General features: G+C 72.1%; 22 protein-coding genes. 5 read left to right on the plus strand and 17 right to left on the minus strand.

Features of this window, described 5'->3' with window-relative positions:
- Positions 1–63: 63 nt before the first annotated feature.
- The 7 genes from trpM to hisI all read right to left on the minus strand — a co-directional run bounded on the left by trpM (position 64) and on the right by hisI (position 5002).
- A complete protein-coding gene (gene trpM / locus FNV62_RS16120; RefSeq protein WP_376226742.1) occupies positions 64–342 on the minus strand; it encodes a tryptophan biosynthesis modulator TrpM in 279 nt (92 codons plus the stop codon).
- A gap of 7 nt (positions 343–349) precedes the next feature.
- Positions 350–1159: an indole-3-glycerol phosphate synthase TrpC gene (gene trpC / locus FNV62_RS16125; protein WP_054231452.1), complete on the minus strand. Its 810-nt coding sequence runs from the start codon at positions 1157–1159 to the stop codon at positions 350–352.
- A gap of 158 nt (positions 1160–1317) precedes the next feature.
- On the minus strand, positions 1318–1770 hold the full coding sequence (locus FNV62_RS16130; RefSeq protein ID WP_143607830.1) for a DUF2752 domain-containing protein: 453 nt from the start codon (positions 1768–1770) through the stop codon (positions 1318–1320).
- Between the two features lie 114 nt (positions 1771–1884).
- On the minus strand, positions 1885–2136 hold the full coding sequence (locus FNV62_RS16135; RefSeq protein ID WP_054231454.1) for an HGxxPAAW family protein: 252 nt from the start codon (positions 2134–2136) through the stop codon (positions 1885–1887).
- A 191-nt stretch (positions 2137–2327) separates the two neighbouring features.
- Complete coding sequence (locus FNV62_RS16140) at positions 2328–2981, minus strand: TIGR02234 family membrane protein (RefSeq protein ID WP_054231455.1); 654 nt, start codon at positions 2979–2981, stop codon at positions 2328–2330.
- A 96-nt stretch (positions 2982–3077) separates the two neighbouring features.
- Positions 3078–4565, minus strand: coding sequence for an anthranilate synthase component I (locus FNV62_RS16145; protein ID WP_054231456.1), 1488 nt, complete (start codon positions 4563–4565; stop codon positions 3078–3080).
- Positions 4566–4576: 11 nt separating this feature from the next.
- Positions 4577–5002: a phosphoribosyl-AMP cyclohydrolase gene (gene hisI, locus FNV62_RS16150; protein WP_054231580.1), complete on the minus strand. Its 426-nt coding sequence runs from the start codon at positions 5000–5002 to the stop codon at positions 4577–4579.
- Positions 5003–5122: 120 nt separating this feature from the next.
- Here hisI and FNV62_RS16155 point away from each other — a divergent pair, with 120 nt between their 5' ends.
- Positions 5123–5758, plus strand: a complete 636-nt coding sequence (locus FNV62_RS16155; RefSeq protein WP_060902101.1) for a TIGR03085 family metal-binding protein — start codon at positions 5123–5125, stop codon at positions 5756–5758.
- A 287-nt stretch (positions 5759–6045) separates the two neighbouring features.
- On the opposite strand, the gene FNV62_RS16160 is transcribed toward FNV62_RS16155, so the two are convergent.
- From FNV62_RS16160 to hisD, 10 genes are all read right to left on the minus strand, one after another.
- Positions 6046–7290, minus strand: coding sequence for an MFS transporter (locus FNV62_RS16160; RefSeq protein ID WP_143607832.1), 1245 nt, complete (start codon positions 7288–7290; stop codon positions 6046–6048).
- 170 nt (positions 7291–7460) lie between these two features.
- Positions 7461–8048 (minus strand): ArsR/SmtB family transcription factor, encoded by a 588-nt coding sequence (locus FNV62_RS16165; RefSeq protein WP_054231459.1) that lies wholly within the window; start codon positions 8046–8048, stop codon positions 7461–7463.
- A 136-nt stretch (positions 8049–8184) separates the two neighbouring features.
- Entirely contained in the window at positions 8185–8940 is a 756-nt protein-coding gene (hisF, locus tag FNV62_RS16170) for an imidazole glycerol phosphate synthase subunit HisF (RefSeq protein ID WP_054231460.1), read from the minus strand.
- Entirely contained in the window at positions 8937–9350 is a 414-nt protein-coding gene (locus tag FNV62_RS16175) for a RidA family protein (protein WP_054231461.1), read from the minus strand. The genes hisF and FNV62_RS16175 overlap by 4 nt, the downstream gene beginning before the upstream one ends.
- Complete coding sequence (priA, locus tag FNV62_RS16180) at positions 9347–10072, minus strand: bifunctional 1-(5-phosphoribosyl)-5-((5-phosphoribosylamino)methylideneamino)imidazole-4-carboxamide isomerase/phosphoribosylanthranilate isomerase PriA (RefSeq protein ID WP_054231462.1); 726 nt, start codon at positions 10070–10072, stop codon at positions 9347–9349. The genes FNV62_RS16175 and priA overlap by 4 nt, the downstream gene beginning before the upstream one ends.
- Positions 10069–10716, minus strand: a complete 648-nt coding sequence (gene hisH / locus FNV62_RS16185) for an imidazole glycerol phosphate synthase subunit HisH (protein ID WP_177323971.1) — start codon at positions 10714–10716, stop codon at positions 10069–10071. Before hisH ends, priA begins: the two co-directional genes overlap by 4 nt.
- Positions 10707–10871 (minus strand): hypothetical protein, encoded by a 165-nt coding sequence (locus FNV62_RS54580; protein WP_054231464.1) that lies wholly within the window; start codon positions 10869–10871, stop codon positions 10707–10709. The genes hisH and FNV62_RS54580 overlap by 10 nt, the downstream gene beginning before the upstream one ends.
- A gap of 4 nt (positions 10872–10875) precedes the next feature.
- Positions 10876–11469 (minus strand): imidazoleglycerol-phosphate dehydratase HisB, encoded by a 594-nt coding sequence (gene hisB, locus FNV62_RS16190; protein WP_054217455.1) that lies wholly within the window; start codon positions 11467–11469, stop codon positions 10876–10878.
- On the minus strand, positions 11466–12581 hold the full coding sequence (locus FNV62_RS16195) for a histidinol-phosphate transaminase (RefSeq protein ID WP_054231465.1): 1116 nt from the start codon (positions 12579–12581) through the stop codon (positions 11466–11468). Before FNV62_RS16195 ends, hisB begins: the two co-directional genes overlap by 4 nt.
- Positions 12578–13903 carry a histidinol dehydrogenase gene (hisD, locus tag FNV62_RS16200; RefSeq protein WP_143601371.1) on the minus strand — a complete coding sequence of 442 codons (1326 nt, stop codon included), beginning with the start codon at positions 13901–13903 and terminating at the stop codon, positions 12578–12580. The genes FNV62_RS16195 and hisD overlap by 4 nt, the downstream gene beginning before the upstream one ends.
- A 174-nt stretch (positions 13904–14077) precedes the next feature.
- On the opposite strand from hisD, the gene FNV62_RS16205 reads away from it, so the two are divergent.
- The 4 genes from FNV62_RS16205 (at position 14078) to ybaK (ending at position 18127) form a co-directional block, all read left to right on the plus strand.
- Positions 14078–15655, plus strand: coding sequence for an oxidoreductase (locus FNV62_RS16205; RefSeq protein ID WP_143601372.1), 1578 nt, complete (start codon positions 14078–14080; stop codon positions 15653–15655).
- Between the two features lie 171 nt (positions 15656–15826).
- On the plus strand, positions 15827–16858 hold the full coding sequence (locus tag FNV62_RS16210) for a hypothetical protein (RefSeq protein ID WP_373559581.1): 1032 nt from the start codon (positions 15827–15829) through the stop codon (positions 16856–16858).
- A gap of 11 nt (positions 16859–16869) precedes the next feature.
- Positions 16870–17610, plus strand: coding sequence for an LON peptidase substrate-binding domain-containing protein (locus FNV62_RS16215; protein ID WP_097284294.1), 741 nt, complete (start codon positions 16870–16872; stop codon positions 17608–17610).
- Between the two features lie 13 nt (positions 17611–17623).
- Positions 17624–18127 (plus strand): Cys-tRNA(Pro) deacylase, encoded by a 504-nt coding sequence (gene ybaK / locus FNV62_RS16220; RefSeq protein ID WP_054231469.1) that lies wholly within the window; start codon positions 17624–17626, stop codon positions 18125–18127.
- The last annotated feature ends 151 nt before the right edge of the window (positions 18128–18278 follow it).

Here is an 18278-nt window from a genome sequence, read left to right on the forward strand (position 1 = left end):
GGGGTCACGTCGGTCGCGCACGCACAGGTCGCCCCGAGGGCACCCGGAGTCGGAGCCGTCAGCTCACCGCGAGGTGCGGCGGGCCCGGAGCGGCGTCTGTACGCGTGCGCCGGCGGGCCATCGCATGCCGTTGACCTGGCCCGGTTCGTCACCGATGACATACCGCACGCGGCGCCCGTGGACGCGGCGGGCCGGTGCCCGGCAGCCGCGCGGCCGACAGCCGCGGGCGAGGCGGGCGTAGGGGTCGCGCGCCCCGGCTGCAGCCGCCCGCACGCACGCCACTCCCCCGTCGGGGCGTGGGCCCGGACGGGTGACGGCGGTGGCGTGGGGCGCGCTGTGCACCGGAGTGTCAGCTCCGTCCGTGGCGCAGCGCGGGGTGGGCCCCGGCCGCGACGAGGTCGGCGACCGCCGTCTTCGGGTCGCGGCCGGTGACGAGGGACTCGCCCACCAGGACCGCGTCGGCGCCGGCGTTGGCGTACGCGATGAGGTCGTGCGGCCCGCGGACGCCGGACTCGGCGACCTTGACGAGGCCGGACGGGATCTCGGGAGCGATCCGCTCGAAGGTGGTGCGGTCCACCTTGAGGGTCTTCAGGTTGCGCGCGTTGACGCCGATGACCTTCGCCCCGGCGTCCACCGCCCGCTCGACCTCGTCCTCGTCGTGCACCTCGACCAGCGGTGTGAGCCCGATGGACTCGGCGCGCTCGATGAGGGACTCCAGGGCGGCCTGGTCGAGGGCGGCCACGATCAGCAGCGCGAGGTCGGCGCCGTACGCGCGGGCCTCCCACAGCTGGTACGACGTGACGATGAAGTCCTTGCGGAGCACGGGGATGTCGACCCGGGCACGGACGGCCTCCAGGTCGGCCAGCGAGCCGCCGAAGCGGCGCTGCTCGGTCAGGACCGAGATGACGGCCGCGCCGCCCGCCTCGTAGTCCGCGGCCAGGGCCGCGGGGTCGGCGATCGCGGCGAGCGCGCCCTTGGACGGGCTGGAGCGCTTGACCTCACAGATGACCTTGACGCCGTCGCCACGCAGGGCGGCCACGCCGTCCTTGGCCGCGGGAGCCTTCGCCGCGCGCTCCTTGAGCTCGTCGAGGCTGACGCGCGCCTGCCGCTCCGCGAGGTCGGCACGGACTCCGTCGATGATCTCGTCGAGCACACTCACGCGAGCGGCCCCCTTCCCTGACGGTGAACGGTTGAGCCTGTCGACCCCGGACCGCCGTTCCGACGGTCATGATGGGTCACTCCGATGGTATCCGGAGGAAGGGCTTGGCTTCACATCCGGTTGACGCCGGTCCCACTACCTGGACGTTTGCCATTTGATCAAGGGTGCAGCCAGCCACCGAAGGGCAGGTTCCGGACAACGGTGAAGACCAGGAGCAACACGCCCGCACTCCACAGGTGCACGGGCCCCAGGTCGATCCGCAGCGGCCGTCCGCGCGCCGAGCGGACCGCCCAGACGGTCCACACCACCGCGAGGACGAAGTAGCCCGTGAAGGCGAGCGCGTTGTCCGTGAAGGCCGCCGCGAAGTCCCCGTGCACGAAGGCGTGCGCGCTGCGCAGACCGCCGCAGCCGGGGCAGTACAGGCCCGTGTAGCGCAGCAGCGGGCAGACGGGGTAGTGCCCGGGCTGGTTGGGGTCCACGGCCCCGACGTACGCGAAGGCGCCGGCGACGGCCGCGAGCGCCCCCGCGGGGACGGCGAGCCGCCGCGGCACGACCCGCTCAGCAGGTCGGGGCGGCGTCACCCTCCGGGTTTCGGCGTTCACCCGTCGCATTCTGCCCGTCCCGGGCGTGGCGCGCTCGTCGCGGGTGCGGCGGGTCCGGGGCGGACGCGCGAGAGGCGGTCCCGGCGGGAGTGCCGGGACCGCCTCTCGAGAAGCCCTGGGGGGTCAGCTCTCGGCGCCGACGGCCTCGCGGACCGGGTGCGCCACGGCCGGGGCCGCGGTCCTCTTCGGCTGGCCGAGGCCCGCCGCGCGCATGGCCATGCCGACGACACCGCCGAGGACGACGATGACCATGCCGGCCCAGAAGCCCAGCGGGTTGGCCATCACCATGAAGGCACCCGCGACGCAGAAACCGATGAAGGCGATGATGACACCGGTCCAGGCGGCCGGGGTGTGACCGTGGCTGCTGCCCGCCATGACTTGCTCCTCGTTGCTGATTACGTGTGTGAGTCGGACGCTCATCGTCCATTCTCCCGTACGCACGCCTGCGGCGGGAGCGCGGGGTGGCGACTGGCACGTCACATTCTGCACGTCACGACCAAGGTCCCGGGCCGTAGGGCCTGCCCGGTCTGCCCGATTCCGGTCCTTGGCCTCGGCCGATTCCGGTCCTAGGTCCCGGCCGGATCCGGTCCCGTCGGGTCCTCGCCCCGGTCGAGCGCCTTCCAGATGTCCTCGGGCCGGTCGGGGTCGACCGGCCTGGCCTTGCGCGGCCGGGGCGTCCCGTCGCGCTCGTAGCGGCCGGACATCGCGGGCCACAGCCGTCCGTAGCGCAGCGCGAGCAGCCCCGCGAGGAGGATGAGCGCGCCGCCCGCCGCGGCCGCGTAGGGCCAGGCGGTGTGGCTGAGGGCGCTCGCGGTGGCGGCGGTGTCGCCGGAGGCGGCCGCGGCCTTCTCGTCGAGGGCGGAGCTGTCGCTCGCGCCGAGCACCGCCGCCACGACCGTGCCCGCGCCGGAGAGCGCGAGCAGGGCGGAGACGAGGAAGCGCCCGGAGCTGCGGACGGCGAAGACGGCGACGAGCGCGGCGAGGCCCACTATGGCGAGCGCCGCGGGCACGCCCGTGACGTCGCTGCCCTTGGCGGTCAGCGGGAAGGCGCCGCCGGCCACCGTCGCGGTGCCCTCCGACCAGCTCTGCCGGGTGGAGAGCAGCGCCACGGCCGCGCCGAGGGCGCCGCTGAGCAGGGCGACGGCGAGGCTTCGGCGGCCGGACCGGGCGGGTCCCGCGGCTTCGGATCGGGGGGAAGGTACAGCTGTCACGTAGTCCACTATCGCCTGAACCCCGGGCGAACCGTCACCCGGGGTTCACGTGACCCTCGTCCTATCGCCCGAACTCGTACGGCAGAACCCGGATTGAGCCGCCCGCTACCGGCCGAGCCGGTTGGCGGTGTGCACCGCGCGCAGGACCGCGGCGGCCTTGTTGCGGCACTCGTCGTCCTCGGCGACGGGGTCCGAGTCGGCGACGATGCCGGCGCCCGCCTGGACGTACGCGGTGCCGTCGCGCAGCAGGGCCGTACGGATGGCGATGGCGGTGTCGGAGTCGCCGGCGAAGTCGAGGTAGCCGACGCAGCCGCCGTACAGGCCCCGCCGGGACGGTTCGAGTTCGTCGATGATCTGCATCGCGCGCGGCTTGGGGGCGCCGGAGAGGGTGCCGGCCGGGAAGCAGGCGGTGAGCACGTCGAAGGCCGTACGGCCCGCCGCGACGCGTCCGGTCACGGTGGACACGATGTGCATCACGTGCGAGTAGCGCTCGATGGACATGAAGTCGACGACCTCGACGGAGCCTGGCTCGCAGACCCGCCCCAGGTCGTTGCGCCCCAGGTCGACGAGCATCAGGTGCTCGGCGCGCTCCTTGGGGTCGGCGATCAGCTCGTCGGCGAGGGCCTGGTCCTCCTGGACGGTGGCGCCGCGCGGCCGGGTGCCCGCGATGGGGTGCACCATCGCCTGCCCGTCCTCGACCTTGACCAGGGCCTCGGGGGACGAGCCGACGACGTCGAAGCCGTCGAAGCGGAAGAGGTACATGTACGGGGAGGGATTGGTCGCCCTCAGTACGCGATAGACGTCCAACGCGCTTGCCGTGCACGGCGTTTCGAAGCGCTGGGAGGGGACGACCTGGAAGGCCTCGCCCGCCCGGATGCGCTCCTTGATGTCCTCGACGGCGTCCTGGAAGTCCGGGCCGCCCCACAGGGCGGTGTACTCGGGCAGCTCGGAGGGCGGGAGCGCGGCGGGCGGCTGGGAGACCGCGCGGGAGAGGTCGGCCTCCATGGCGTCGAGGCGGGCGACCGCGTCCGCGTAGGCCTCGTCGACTCCGGTGTCGAGGTCGTTGTGGTTGATCGCGTTGGCGATCAGCTGGACCGAGCCGTCCCAGTGGTCCATGACGGCGAGGTCGCTGGTGAGCAGCATGGTCAGCTCGGGAAGTTTCAGATCGTCCCGCTCGCCGGGGCCGATCTTCTCCAGGCGGCGCACGATGTCGTAGCCGAGGTAGCCGACCATGCCGCCGGTGAACGGGGGCAGGCCCTCTCCGTGCGGTGTGTGCAGGGCCTCGATGGTGGCGCGCAGGGCGGCCAGCGGGTCCCCGTCGACGGGGACGCCGACGGGCGGGGTGCCGAGCCAGTGGGCCTGCCCGTCGCGCTCGATCAGGGTGGCTTGGCTGCGGACGCCGATGAAGGAGTACCTGGACCACGAGAAGGACGCGCGGCCGTTCTCGGCGGATTCCAGGAGGAAGGTGCCGGGGCGCTCGGCGGCCAGCTTGCGGTAGAGCGCGACCGGCGTGTCGCCGTCGGCGAGGAGCTTGCGGCTGACGGGGATGACACGGCGGTCGGTGGCCAGCTTGCGGAACGTCTCGAGGTCCATGGCGGCTGACCTTACTGATCCAGTGACGGTACGCCGGAATCGGCGCCCTGGGTGTCCACGGGGGCCGCCTCCTTGAGGAGCACGTCCTCGTCGAAGCAGGTACGGGCGCCCGTGTGGCAGGCGGCGCCCACCTGGTCGACCTGGACCAGGATCGTGTCGGCGTCGCAGTCCAGGGCCACGGACTTCACCCACTGGAAGTGGCCGGAGGTGTCGCCCTTCACCCAGTACTCCCGGCGGCTGCGCGACCAGTACGTGCAGCGGCCCGTGGTGAGCGTGCGGTGCAGAGCCTCGTCGTCCATCCAGCCGAGCATCAGCACCTCACCGGTGTCGTACTGCTGGGCGATGGCGGGGACGAGTCCGTCGGCGCTGCGCTTGAGGCGCGCGGCGATCTCGGGATCCAGGCCGCTCGGGCTGCTGGGCGGGGGCGTGCTGGTCATGCCGACCATTGTGCCGCGCCCGTGGGACGCACCCGCCAGTTGTCCACAGGCCGGACCGTGCGCCCCCTGAACGCCGACGTCCACTGGGCGGGCTCCTGGGGCGGTCGTAGGCTTGCTGGCATGTCGACCCATGCCAAGCGTGAACGACTTCTCCTCGCCGACCTGTTGGAGGCCGAGGGCCCGGACGCCCCGACCCTGTGCGAGGGCTGGAACACCCGTGATCTCGCCGCGCACGTGGTGGTGCGCGAGCGCCGCGCGGACGCCGCGGGCGGGCTGCTGCTCAAACAGCTCGCGCCGCGTCTGGAGCGGGTGCAGGCGGAGTTCGCCGAGAAGCCGTACGAGGAGCTGATCCAGCTGATCCGTACGGGCCCGCCACGCTTCTCGCCCTTCGCGCTGAAGCAGATCGACGAGGCGTCGAACACGGTCGAGTTCTACGTCCACACCGAGGACGTGCGGCGGGCCCAGCCGGACTGGACGCCACGCCCGCTGGACCCGGTCTTCCAGGACGCCCTGTGGTCCCGCCTTGAGCGCACCGCCCGCCTCGCCGGCCGTGGCGCCCCGACCGGCCTGGTGCTGCGCCGCCCGGACGGCCAGACGGCGGTCGCCCACCGGGGCACACCGGTCGTGACGGTGACCGGCGAGCCCTCGGAGCTGCTGATGTTCGCCCTCGGCCGGCAGAAGACGGCCGACGTGGAGCTGGAGGGCGACAAGGACGCGATCGCGAAGCTGAGCGAGACGAAGCAGCTGGGTCTCTGAGCGGGCTCACCGAACCGGGTGCGGCTGCGGACCGCCGGACCTGCCAGGGCCTGTCCGGCACCTGTCGGGGCCTGTCCGGCGGATCAGGTCGCAGGAGAGCGACGATGGCTCATCGACGCCGGTGAGCGGGGCTCGGTGCGTGCGGCTGCAAGACGATGGGGGTCCCCCTGCTCGAAGAGCCAAGTCGATGGGGGTCCCCCCGCTCGAAGAGCTTGGGGTGGGGCGTGCCGGCCCCCGCGTCTGCGGCATGATCCGCCGGACCGGCCCTGAGGCCCCGAGCGGCCTGCTCAGCGCGGCAGCTCGGCGTGGCGCAGAGGCCGGGAGCAGAGGGCGATGATCCCGCTCAGGGCGCAGATCGCGGCGCAGCTCGTGAAGACCGGGCCGGTGCCCCATCGCTCGACGGCCCAGCCGACCACCGGGAAGGTGAGCGGCGCGACGCCGAAGCTGACCAAGGTGGAGACCGAGATGACCCGACCGGCGTACGCGGGTTCGGTCTGCGCCTGCACCAGCGCGCCACTCAGGGCCCCGCCCAGCCCGGCCAGCAGTCCGATGCACAGGGCCACGCAGGCCCCGGCGGCGACGGACGCCACCTGCGCGAGCCCCCCGATGGCCACCGAGCCCGCGACGGCCGTCACCGCCATCACGAGTCCGGCGCGCGGCACCCACCCCCGCAGGGCGAGCAGCAGGGACGCCGCACCCGCGCCGGTCCCGAACCCGGCGAGCACCCAGCCCATCCCGGACGACCCCCACCCGCGCTGCTGCGAGAGCAGGGTCAGGCCGAGGTTCATCGGTCCGACGAAGCCCAGGTCGGAGAGGGCGATGGCGAGCACCAACGGGCGGAGCACCGGGTGTCGGCGGATGCGCCGGAGCCCGTCCCGGAGTTCGGCCATGACCGCTCCGCGCGCCTTGTCGTCGTCCGCGGGCAGCCGCCCGACCCGTATGGTCAGCAGCATCGGCAGGGACACCCCGATCAGCAGCGCGGCCAGTCCGAACGCTCCGGCGGTACCGCCAAGGGCCACGCCCAGGCCGCCGAGCGGGCCGCCGAGGACGGTGGCGAGCCGGGTCGCCAGGCCCCGCATGCCCTGGACCCGGGCGAGCTGGCTCCGGGGGGCGAGCAGGGCGGGGAGGGCGCCCGCGGCGGGCAGGAAGACGGCGTCCACGACCCCGAAGAGCACGGCCACCGCGCCCAGCGCCCAGAGTCCGGGGCTGGTCGCGAGGAGCAGCCCGGCGGCGGTCAGGACCAGAGCACAGCGCACCGCGCCGCTGCCGACGACCACACGACGCGGCCCGAACCGGTCGGCGACCACTCCCCCGCCGAGCATCAGCAGGGCGCGGGGCACGGCGCCGGCGGCCGACACGAGCCCGGCCTGCGCGGGTGTCCCGGCCTGGACGGCGGCCCAGGACAGGGCGATGTAGTAGACGTTGTCGCCGATCGCCGACGAGGTGTACGCACCGACCCAGCGCAGCACGTTGGGGTCACGGTGGGCGGGCCGCTCGTCGGCCGCGCCCGGCCGCACTGCGGTGACGCTCATGGGGTTTGTCCTCTCAGACTCGGCTCAGACCCGGACCCCGGACCCGGACCCGGACCCCGGACCCGGACCCGGACCCCGGTCCCGGACCAGCCTCGGACCGGGACCAGACCCGGCTCGGGACCGGGACCAGACCCGGCTCGGGCGCGGCTCGGACGCGGCTCGGGCGCGGCTCAGACGCGGAACGGGAAGGCGTACGTGTGCACCGCGACGTTCTCGCGGCCTTCGGTGTCACCGGCCTCCTCGGCGGCCCGGCCCCGCTCCGTGTAGGCCTTGAACAGGGCCTGCATGTCCGCGACCAGCTCGGACAGCTCACCGGCCGTCAGCCGCATCGCGGACTCGGAGGACTCGGCGGCGCGGTTCCACTCGGGCGACCAGTGAGCGCGTTCGTCGAGGTAACGGCGGTACAGGTCGGCGCGCTGCTCGGAGAAGAGCCGACTGGCCGCGGTGTACACAGCGGCCTTCTCGGGCGCGCCGCGGAAGTCCTCGTCGCGGATGCTGACCCCGTCCGAGGCGGGCTGCCACCAGCGCTCCCGGCCGTCGGCGCTCTGTGCCGGCGCCTCCTCGATCACGCCGTGCTCGGCCAGCTTGCGCAGGTGGTAGCTGACCAGTGAGACGGCCTCGTCCACCTGCTCCGCCAGCTGGGAGGCGGTGGCGACCCTGGCCACGATGAGCCCCCGGTAGAGCTTCATCCGCAACGGATGGGCCAGCGCCTTGAGCGTGCCCATGTCCGTGATCCGGCGGTTCTCCTTGCTTGCCATGTCCCCAACCGTAGATACGAAAGAAAAATTGCACAACATATTTTGCGCAACTTATCTTTCGCATCTGCCCGCAAGTGAGCCCCGGCCACCCAGTGACCGGGGCTCAGCGCACTGCCTGCACCGCCGACGTCCGACGTCAGCGAACGGGGCGCCCCGCCCCCCGCAGCGCCTCCTTCACCTGGCCGATCCGAAGATCCCCGAAGTGGAAGACGGACGCGGCGAGCACCGCGTCGGCGCCCGCGGCGATGGCGGGCGGGAAGTCGGCGAGCCGGCCCGCGCCCCCGCTGGCGATGAGCGGCACGGTGACGTGCTTACGGACGGCCTCGATCATCTCGATGTCGTAGCCGTCCTTCGTGCCGTCCGCGTCCATCGAGTTGAGCAGGATCTCGCCCGCGCCCAGCTCGGCGGCCTGGTGCGCCCACTCGACCGCGTCGATGCCGGTGCCCTTGCGCCCGCCGTGGGTGGTGACCTCGAAGGTCCCCCCGGGAGTGCGCCTGGCGTCCACCGACAGCACCAGCACCTGCCGTCCGAACCGCTCCGCGATCTCCCGGATGAGCTCGGGCCGGGCGATCGCGGCCGTGTTGACCCCGACCTTGTCGGCGCCCGCCCGCAGCAGCTTGTCGACGTCCTCGGCGGTGCGTACGCCGCCACCCACGGTGAGCGGGATGAAGACCTGCTCGGCCGTGCGGCGCACCACGTCGTAGGTGGTCTCGCGGTTGCCCGAGGACGCGGTGATGTCCAGGAACGTCAGCTCGTCGGCGCCCTCGGCGTCGTACACCTTGGCCATCTCGACGGGGTCGCCCGCGTCACGCAGGTTCTGGAAGTTGACGCCCTTGACGACCCGGCCGTTGTCCACGTCCAGGCAGGGGATGACTCGTACGGCAAGGGTCATGCTGCGGACACTCCGTCTTCTCCGCCGGAGCGGAACGCCTCCACCTCGACCTCGACGACCAGTCGCGAGTCGACGAAGCCGGAGACGATGATCATGGACGCGGCGGGACGGACGGTGTCGAACAGCTCCTTGTGGGCGCGTCCGACCTCCTCCACGTCCCGGGCGTGGGTGATGTACATGCGCGTACGGACGACGTCGTCACGGCCGAGGCCGAGCTGCTGCAACGCGGCGAACGCGGCGTTGAAGGAGTTGACCGCCTGTTCGTACGGGTCGCCGTCGACGACCGCTCCGTCGATCACGGAGGTGCAGCCGGCGACCAGCACCAGGCCGTTCGGCAGCTCCACCGCCCGGGAGTAGCCGAAGGCGTCCTCCCAGGGCGCGCCGGTCGTGACACGTCGTACGTCGCTCACTTGGCTACCGCCTCCAGGGCCTCTTCCAGGGTGAACGCCTTGGCGTAGAGGGCCTTGCCGACGATGGAGCCCTCGACGCCCAGCGGCACGAGCTCGGCGATGGCGCGCAGGTCGTCCAGGGAGGACACCCCGCCCGACGCGACCACCGGGCGGTCCGTCGCGGCGCACACCGTGCGCAGCAGCTCCAGGTTCGGGCCCTGCAGCGTGCCGTCCTTGGCGATGTCCGTGACGACATAGCGCGCGCAGCCCTCGGCGTTGAGGCGCTCCAGCGTCTCGTAGAGGTCGCCGCCGTCGCGGGTCCAGCCGCGACCGCGCAGCGTCGTGCCGCGTACGTCGAGACCGACCGCGATCTTGTCGCCGTGCTCGGCGATGACCTTGGCGACCCACTCGGGGGTCTCCAGGGCGGCGGTGCCGAGGTTGACCCGGGTGCAGCCGGTGGCGAGGGCCGCGGCGAGCGTGTCGTCGTCGCGGATGCCGCCGGACAGCTCGACCTTGATGTCCATGGCGCCGGCGACCTCGGCGATCAGCTTGCGGTTGTCGCCCGTGCCGAACGCGGCGTCCAGGTCGACGAGGTGCAGCCACTCGGCACCCGAGCTCTGCCAGGCGAGGGCGGCCTCAAGGGGGGAGCCGTAAGAAGTTTCCGTCCCGGACTCGCCGTGCACGAGCCGGACGGCCTGGCCGTCGCGGACGTCGACGGCGGGGAGGAGTTCGAGCTTGCTCACAGTGTTCCGATCCAGTTGGTGAGGAGCTGGGCTCCGGCGTCGCCGGACTTCTCGGGGTGGAACTGCGTGGCCCACAGGGGGCCGTTCTCGACGGCCGCCACGAACGGCTTGCCGTGCGTCGACCAGGTCACCAGGGGGGCGCGCAGCGCCGGGTTGCCCACTTCCAGGGACCAGTCGTGGACGGCGTAGGAGTGCACGAAGTAGAAGCGGGCGTCGGCGTCGAGGCCCGCGAAGAGCTGGGAGCCGGCCGGGGCCTCGACGGTGTTCCAGCCCATGTGGGGCACGATGTCGGCCTGGAGCGGCTCGACCGTGCCGGGCCACTCGTCGAGGCCCTCGGTCTCCACGCCGTGCTCGATGCCGCGCGCGAAGAGGATCTGCATACCGACGCAGATGCCCATCACCGGGCGGCCGCCGGACAGACGGCGGCCGATGATCCAGTCGCCGCGGGCGTCCTTGAGGCCCTTCATGCAGGCGGCGAAGGCGCCGACGCCGGGCACCAGCAGCCCGTCCGCGTTCATGGCCTTGTCGAAGTCACGCGTGATCTCGACCTCGGCGCCCGCGCGCGCGAGGGCACGCTCGGCGGAACGCACGTTCCCGAAGCCGTAATCGAAGACGACGACCTTCTTAGGAGCGGTCAATTCCACACCTCCAGCCTCATGACGCCCGCGATCAGACACATCGCGGCGCCGATGGAGAGCAGCACGATGAGACTCGCGGGCATCTTCTGCTTGACGAAGGAGTAGACACCGCCCAGGAGGAAGAGCCCGACGACGATGAGGATGGTGTTGAGGCCTGTCATGGCTTTACAGCGCGCCCTTCGTGGAGGGGAGGATGCCGGCGGCGCGGGGGTCGCGCTCGGAGGCGTACCGCAGCGCCCGGGCGAGCGCCTTGAACTGGCACTCCACGATGTGGTGCGCGTTGCGCCCGTAGGGCACGTGCACGTGCAGTGCGATCTGGGCCTGGGCGACGAAGGACTCCAGGATGTGCCGGGTCATCGTCGTGTCGTACTCGCCGATCATCGGCGCCATGTTCTCGGGCTCGGTGTGCACGAGGTACGGGCGGCCCGACAGGTCGACGGTCACCTGGGCGAGGGACTCGTCCAGCGGGACCGTGCAGTTGCCGAAGCGGTAGATGCCCACCTTGTCGCCGAGTGCCTGCTTGAAGGCGGCGCCGAGCGCGAGCGCGGTGTCCTCGATGGTGTGGTGCGAGTCGATGTGCAGGTCGCCCTCGGTCTTCACGGTCAGGTCGAACAGACCGTGCCGGCCGAGCTGGTCCAGCATGTGGTCGTAGAAGCCGACGCCCGTCGACACCTCGACCTTGCCGGACCCGTCGAGATCGATCTCGACGAGGACCGACGTCTCCTTGGTCGTCCGCTCCACTCTTCCGACGCGGCTCATGCGCTCTGCTCCTTCTTCAACTCACGGACCGCGTCCAGGAACGCGTCGTTTTCGGCCGGGGTGCCGGCGGAGACCCGCAGCCATCCCGGTACGCCGTTGTCCCGGACCAGGACGCCCCGGTCGAGGATCTTCTGCCAGGCCTCGTGGGAGCCGCCCTCGCCGTCGAATCGCCCGAACTGGACGAAGTTCGCGTCGGACTCGGTCACCTCGTACCCGATCGCACGCAGTTCGGCGACCAGGCGGTCCCGCTCGGCCTTCAGCTGCTCGACGTACCCGAGCAGCGTGTCGGTGTGCTCCAGGGCGGCCAGGGCGGTGGCCTGCGCGACGGCCGACAGGTGGTAGGGCAGCCGTACGAGCTGGACCGCGTCGACGACCGCGGGGTGCGCGGCGAGATAGCCGAGGCGCAGTCCGGCCGCGCCGAACGCCTTCGACATCGTTCGCGACACGACGAGATTCGGCCGGCCTTCGATCAGCGGCAGCAGCGAGTCACCGTGGCTGAACTCGATGTACGCCTCGTCGACCACGACCATGGACGGCTTGGCGGCCTGCGCGGCCTCGTACAGCGCGAGGACCGTCTCGCGCGGCACCGCGTTGCCCGTGGGGTTGTTGGGGGTGGTGATGAAGACGACGTCCGGGCGGCTCTCGGCGATGGCCCGCTCGGCGGCGGCCCGGTCGATCGTGAAGTCCTCGCCGCGGGGACCCGAGATCCAGGCCGTGCCGGTGCCGCGCGCGATGAGCGCGTGCATGGAGTACGAGGGCTCGAAGCCGATCGCCGTACGCCCCGGTCCGCCGAAGGTCTGCAGCAGCTGCTGGATGACCTCGTTCGAGCCGTTGGCCGCCCAGACGTTCTCGACGCCGACCCGGTGCCCGCCGGTCCTCGTCAGGTACTTGGCCAGCTCCGTACGGAGCTCCACCGCGTCGCGGTCGGGGTAGCGGTTGAGGTTGCGGGCGGCCTCGCGGACCCGCTCGGCGATCCGCTCGACCAGCGGTTCGGGCAGCGGGTACGGGTTCTCGTTGGTGTTCAGCCTTACGGGCACGTCGAGTTGGGGCGCGCCGTAGGGGGACTTGCCGCGCAGCTCGTCCCGTACGGGAAGATCGTCGATACCGGTCACTTGCTCTCTGGAACCTTCCACCCGAAACGGGCCTTGATCGCCGCCCCGTGGGCCGGCAGGTCCTCCGCCTCCGCGAGCGTCACCACGTGGTGCGCCACCTCGGCGAGGGCGTCGCGCGTGTAGTCCACGATGTGGATCCCGCGCAGGAAGGACTGGACGCTCAGCCCCGAGGAGTGGCAGGCGCAGCCGCCGGTGGGCAGCACGTGGTTGGAGCCCGCGCAGTAGTCGCCCAGCGACACCGGCGCCCAGGCGCCGACGAAGATCGCGCCCGCGTTCTTCACCCGGTCGGCGACGGCGGCAGCGTCCGCCGTCTGGATCTCCAGGTGCTCGGCGCCGTACGCGTCGACGACCCGCAGGCCTTCGTCCACGCCGTCGACGAGGACGATCGCGGACTGCCTGCCGCTCAGCGCGGGGACGATCCGGTCCTCGATGTGCTTGGTGGCCGCGACCTGCGGCTCCAGCTCCTTCTCGACCGCCTCCGCCAGCTCGACGGAGTCCGTGACGAGGACGGCGGCGGCGAGCGGGTCGTGCTCGGCCTGGCTGATCAGGTCGGAGGCCACGTGCACCGGGTCGGCGGTCTCGTCCGCGAGGATCGCGATCTCGGTGGGACCGGCCTCGGTGTCGATGCCGATCTTGCCCGTGAAGTAGCGCTTGGCGGCGGCGACCCAGATGTTGCCGGGCCCGGTGACCATGTTGGCCGGGGCGCAGGACTCGGTTCCGTGCGCGAACATCGCGACGGCCTGGGCGCCGCCGACCGCGTACACCTCGTCGATGCCGAGGAGGGCGCAGGCGGCGAGGATCGTGGGGTGCGGGAGCCCCCCGAAGTCTTTTTGCGGCGGGGAGGCGAGCGCCATGGAGGCGACTCCGGCCTCCTGTGCCGGAACCGCGTTCATGATCACGGACGAGGGGTAGACCGAACGTCCGCCGGGCGCGTACAGACCGACGCGCTCGACCGGCACCCACTTCTCGGTGACCGAGCCGCCCGGCACGACCTGCGTGGTGTGCGCGGTGCGGCGCTGCTCGCGGTGGACCAGGCGGGCGCGGCGGATGGACTCCTCCAGGGCCGCGCGCACGGCCGGGTCGAGCTGCTCCAGGGCCTCGGTGAGGGCCCGGGCCGGAACCCGTACGGACTCCAGCCGCACCCCGTCGAACTTCTCCGCGTAGTCGATCAGCGCCGCGTCGCCACGATGATGCACGGCCTCACAGATCGGACGCACCTTCTCCAGGGCGGCCGATACGTCGAAGTCGGCTCGGGGCAGCAGGTCGCGCAGGGCGGAGCCCTCGGGGAGGGCGTCGCCGCGCAGATCGATTCGGGAGATCACGGTCCCAATTCTCTCAGACGGCGATATGGCGCCGGACGCCCGTATCAATGGCTGATACAAGCCGTCCCAGGCTCCCCCTGGAGATCTCCGTCACCAATAGCGTTCGGTCCGTCACACAGCGGGCATGAACGGCTGTACGAAACCCGCGAGTAGCTGGGGAGGGAGGGACGTGACGTGACCGAGGGTGCCGGCGTCCGCGGTGGGGACCTGCCGGACGAGTTGACCGCCGCCGAGGCCGGGATGTGGCAGGCCTTCCGCAACGGCAGCGTGTACGACCTGCGCAGCGGGGACCTGACCGTGGACGATCCGCACGGCGGCCATCCCTGGGGGCCCGAGCGCAGTGTCCGGGCCCGGATCGTGGCATGGCTGCTGCTCGACGGGCCGCCCGCCCTCCAGGGCCGGGTCGCCTCCCTGAAGCTGACCGGCGTGCAGATCACGGACGTCCTCGATCTCGCGGGCGGCACGGTGGTGCCGTACGTCGAGCTGAAGGGCTGCCGGTTCGAGAAGGAGATCCTGCTGCCGGAGGCGCACTTCACGACCGTACGTCTGGTCAACTGCTCGGTGCCGCGCCTGGAGGCGGCCCGGGTGCACACCGAGGGCGATCTGCATCTGCCCCGCTGCCGCTTCCACAACGGGGTGCGGCTGACCGACGCGCACATCGGTACGGATCTGCTGCTCAACCAGGCCGTGGTCTACCGGGACCGGCGCGGCCGCTCGCTCACCGGCGACGGCATGACCGTGGGGCAGGATCTGCAGGCCGAGATGCTGGAGTCGCACGGCGAGCTGAGCCTGCGCGGCGCCACCGTCGGCGTCTCGCTCAGCCTGCGCGGCAGCAAGCTGAACAACCCGTACTCGCGGCTGGCTCTGAACGCCCCCCAGCTGACCGTCAACCGCACGCTGTACATGACCCCCGCGGGCCTCGGCAATCCCCTGCTGACCAGCGGCACCACCCCGGCCCGCGGGACGCTGGTGCAGCGTTTCGAGTGCCAGGGCGGCATCCGCCTCGACGACGGACGGTTCGGGGACGCCCTCGACTTCGAGCGGGCCCGCTTCACCTTCGACGACGACCAGGAGCTGTCCCTGCTGCGGGTGCAGACGCCCGAGCTGCGCTTCCTCGGGGAGCGTCCCGAGCGGGGCAAGGTGGTCCTGTCGGGCGCGCGGATCGTCAATCTCGTCGACCGGGCCGACAGCTGGCCGGGCCCGGGCAACCTCCACATGGGGGGCTTCAGCTACGAGAACCTCGTACCGCAGGGCGGCTTCCCGCTGACCCGGCGCCTGGAGTGGGTGGCGGCGGCGACCGCGGAGTACAGCCCGGAGCCGTACGAGCGGCTGGCCACCGTGCTGCGCGACTCGGGGGAGGACGAGGACGCGCGCGAGGTGCTGCTCGCCAAGCAGCGCCGCCGCCGCGAGACCCTGCCGCTCGCGGCCAAGCTGTGGGGGTACGCGCAGGACTGGACGGTCGCCTACGGGTACCGGCCCGGCCGGGCCGCCCTGTGGATGGCGGTGCTCTGGGCGGCGTCCTCGATCGCCTTCTCGCACGCGACCCACACCCCGGCGAACGGCGGGCATCCGCCGTGGAACGCCGCACTGTTCGCCCTCGACCTGCTGCTGCCGGTGATCGACCTCGGCCAGGTGGGCGTCTGGCAGCTGAGCGGCGCCTGGCAGTGGCTGGCCGCGGTGGTGATCCTCCTGGGCTGGATCCTGGCGACGACGGTGGCGGCGGGGGCGACGCGACTGCTGCGCCGCAGCTGAGCGGCCTGGTGAGGCCTGATGGGGCGGTATCCGGCCATGCTGTTGACAGGTGTTCAATAATAGAACAACAGTCACTTTTTACTCACCCTTGACCATCTGACATACAACCAAACGAGGGTTACGAAAGTGTCACCGCGCACCCTCTGGTACAGCTCCGACCTGCGGCTTTCAATGGTCGACACCATGGCACTGCTGCGCGCGTTCATCCGTACGGCCCGGATGGTCAAGAACACCTCGCGCCTCGCCGCCGGACTGCCCGCCGACGACGAGGTACTGCTGGACGCCCCGGACGAACGGCTGGCCCCGGCCCTCGTCGCGGCGGCCCGCGGTGAGTACGACATCGCCGCCAAACTGCTCGCCGCCACCCGCGAGGCCGCCGAGTGGGAGAACCGCGACCGGTACGCGCGGCGCCTCGCCGTCTTCGCGCGCACCCGCGACGGATGGCTCCAGACCTGGCAGAGCGAGTCCCCGCACGACCCGGACGCGCTCCTGGTCAAGGCCGAGCTCGCGGTGCGCCGCTGGTGGGAGTCGCCCGCCCGCGCCGAGCTGCTGCGCGAGGTCGGCCCGCTGATCGGCGCCGCCGCCGAGGGCGACCCGCGCGACCCGGTGCCCTGGCGGATCGCGCTCGACCACGCCCGTGGCACCAACGCCGGGCACACCGAGTTCGAGCAGCTGTGGACCGAGGCCGTACGCCGCTCCCCGCACCACTACGGCTGCCATGTGGCCGCCCTGAAGTACCTGTCGGCCGCCTGGTACGGCTCGCACCGCGAGTGCTTCGACTTCGCCGAGCGGGCCGCGCAGGACGCGCTGCCCGGCTCACTCGTACAGGCGCTTCCGGTGCGCGCGGCCTTCGCCTATCTGACCGAGGGCGGCCGGGCCGTCATCCCGCGCGAGCGGCTCGACGAGGCGGCCGACCTCGCGATCGCGGTCTCGGCGGCCTACGCGCCCGCCGACCCGTGGCCGGCGGAGGTGCGCAACCTCCTCACCTACGTCCTGATCAGGCTGGAGCGCTGGCAGGACGCCCTGGACCAGCTCCGTCTGATCGGCCCGTACGCGACCTCGTTCCCCTGGGACCGGGTCTCCGACGACCCGCTGGGCCAGTTCCTGGAACTGCGCGACGGCGTCCGCCTGGAGGTCGCCTCGATCATCCCCCTCCATCCACGGAGTGAGCGCGGCGGACGCGCCCGCTCCGGCGACCATTAGGCTTTCGCGTCGTGACCACCGTCCGGCTCCCGCTCTTCCCCCTGAACTCGGTACTGTTCCCGGGTCTCGTGCTTCCCCTGAACATTTTCGAGGAGCGCTATCGCGCCATGATGCGCGAACTGCTGAAGACCCCCGAGGACGAACCGCGTCGGTTCGCCGTCGTCGCCATCCGTGACGGCCACGAGGTCGCGCGCACCGCACCCGGCATGCCGGACCAGACGGCGCTGCCGCGGCGCGGTCCCGCGGCCGGGTTCGGCGACGACCCGCTCAAGGCCTTCCACGAGGTGGGCTGCGTCGCGGACGCGGCCACCATCCGGGAGCGTGCCGACGGCAGTTTCGAGGTACTGGCCACCGGCACCACGCGGGTACGGCTCCTGTCGGTGGACGCCTCCGGCGCGTTCCTGACGGCCGAACTGGAGGAACTTCCGGAGGAACCCGGCGAGGAGGCCGGCGCGCTCGCCGAGGGCGTCCTGCGGGCCTTCCGCCAGTACCAGAAGCGGCTGGCGGGCGCCCGCGAACGCTCACTGTCCACCGGCGCGGACCTGCCGGACGACCCGGCGGTGGTCTCCTACCTGGTGGCGGCCGCCGTGATGCTCGACATCCCGGCCAAGCAGAAGCTGCTCCAGGCTCCCGACACGGCCACCCGCCTGCACGAAGAGCTGAAACTCCTGCGCGCCGAGACCGCCATCATCCGTAATCTGCCGTCGTTGCCGGCGGCGGAACTGACGCGCAGCCCGACAAGTCTCAACTGAAGGCCTCGACACCTTGGCGAAGAAGTCGAAGAAGCAGCAGCAGTCCGGGGGCACGCCCGCGACGGTGGCCCTGACGGCGGCGGGCGTCGCGTACACGGTCCACGCCTACGAGCACGACCCCGCGCACCCCTCCTACGGAGAGGAGGCCGCCGAGGCGATGGGGGTCTCCCCCGATCGCGTCTTCAAGACCCTGGTCGCGGACGTGGACGGCTCCCTCGTGGTCGCCGTGGTCCCCGTCGCGGGCTCCCTGGACCTGAAGGCCCTGGCCACGGCGGTGGGCGGCAAGCGCGCCGCCATGGCCGACCCGGCGGCCGCCGAGCGCACCACGGGCTATGTCCGCGGCGGCATCTCCCCCCTGGGCCAGCGCAAGAGACTCCGTACGGTCCTGGACGCCTCGGCCCACCACCACGCCACGATCTGCGTCTCGGCCGGCCGCCGGGGCCTTGAGGTGGAGCTCGCCCCCGACGACCTGGCGCACCTCACGGAAGCGGTGTCCGCGCCGGTCGCCCGTGCGTGACCCCTCGACGGATGCGTCGTCGTGCGTTAAGCACGAGAGGCATGTCGAAACGAACCCGCAAACGCAAGTGGCGCACGAAGAAGGGCCGCTCGAACCACGGCCACCGACCTCCATGACCCACGCGCCCGGCCCCGCTCGGCTGACGGCCGGT

Source organism: Streptomyces sp. RLB3-17, from assembly GCF_007113425.2.
Lineage (GTDB): Bacteria > Actinomycetota > Actinomycetes > Streptomycetales > Streptomycetaceae > Streptomyces > Streptomyces mirabilis_D.

Coding starts and splice junctions, on each gene's coding strand:
- FNV62_RS16210 (WP_373559581.1), top strand. CDS start 15,827: ATGGTCGACACCATGGCACTGCTGCGCGCGTTCATCCGTACGGCCCGG.
- hisF (WP_054231460.1), bottom strand. CDS start 8,940: ATGACCCTTGCCGTACGAGTCATCCCCTGCCTGGACGTGGACAACGGC.
- FNV62_RS54580 (WP_054231464.1), bottom strand. CDS start 10,871: ATGACAGGCCTCAACACCATCCTCATCGTCGTCGGGCTCTTCCTCCTG.
- FNV62_RS16130 (WP_143607830.1), bottom strand. CDS start 1,770: ATGCGACGGGTGAACGCCGAAACCCGGAGGGTGACGCCGCCCCGACCT.
- FNV62_RS16145 (WP_054231456.1), bottom strand. CDS start 4,565: ATGGACCTCGAGACGTTCCGCAAGCTGGCCACCGACCGCCGTGTCATC.
- FNV62_RS16160 (WP_143607832.1), bottom strand. CDS start 7,290: ATGAGCGTCACCGCAGTGCGGCCGGGCGCGGCCGACGAGCGGCCCGCC.
- hisI (WP_054231580.1), bottom strand. CDS start 5,002: ATGACCAGCACGCCCCCGCCCAGCAGCCCGAGCGGCCTGGATCCCGAG.
- FNV62_RS16135 (WP_054231454.1), bottom strand. CDS start 2,136: ATGGCGGGCAGCAGCCACGGTCACACCCCGGCCGCCTGGACCGGTGTC.
- FNV62_RS16155 (WP_060902101.1), top strand. CDS start 5,123: ATGTCGACCCATGCCAAGCGTGAACGACTTCTCCTCGCCGACCTGTTG.
- hisB (WP_054217455.1), bottom strand. CDS start 11,469: ATGAGCCGCGTCGGAAGAGTGGAGCGGACGACCAAGGAGACGTCGGTC.
- FNV62_RS16165 (WP_054231459.1), bottom strand. CDS start 8,048: ATGGCAAGCAAGGAGAACCGCCGGATCACGGACATGGGCACGCTCAAG.